The following is a 557-nucleotide window of genomic DNA, read 5'->3' as shown; positions in this document are numbered from 1 at the left end:
AGGCGGCGCGGCAGTACCTGGCCTGGCGCTCCATCTACGAGGATCGGGAGAGCCTGAACCTGGGGGCGGGGGACGTGCGCCAGGTGGAAAGCCGCCTCCGCCAGGCGGACGAGACCCTGGAGGTGCGCCTCGAGGAGGCCTACCGCCACCTCCTCGCCTTCCACCAGCCCGACCCCAAGGTCCCCGACCTGGAACTCAACGCCATCCGCCTTCAGGGAAGCGGAAACCCCGTGGAGCGCGTGGCCGCCAAGGTCCAGAGCGAGGGGCTGGTCCTCACCAAGTGGCACCCTGCCTTCCTGGAGGAGACCCTGGAGCGCTACGGCTTCTGGGGCGTGGCCGAGCCGGAAGGCGTCCTCCCTTTGAGGAGGCTCTGGGAGGACTTCGCCACCTACCTCTACCTCCCCAAGCTCAAGGACGAGGGAACCCTCCTCGCCACCGTGGCCCAGGGAGTAGGGGAGGGTCGGTTCGGGTACGCCTCAGGGCTGGAAGGGGGCCTTCCCAAGGGCGTGGTCTTGGGCGAGGAGGCGAACCCTTCCCTGGGAGGCTACCTCCTGCGG

At 69.3% G+C, this 557-nt stretch carries 1 pseudogene; it reads left to right on the top strand.

Annotation, left to right across the window (positions count from 1 at the left end):
- A pseudogene (locus AC01Y6_RS11140) lies at positions 1 to 557 on the top strand (Swt1 family HEPN domain-containing protein); the annotation flags it as partial.

The organism is Thermus sp. (assembly GCF_056332225.1).
Note: the sequence above shows the minus strand (reverse complement) of the source record. Positions and strands in the feature narration are given on the sequence as shown.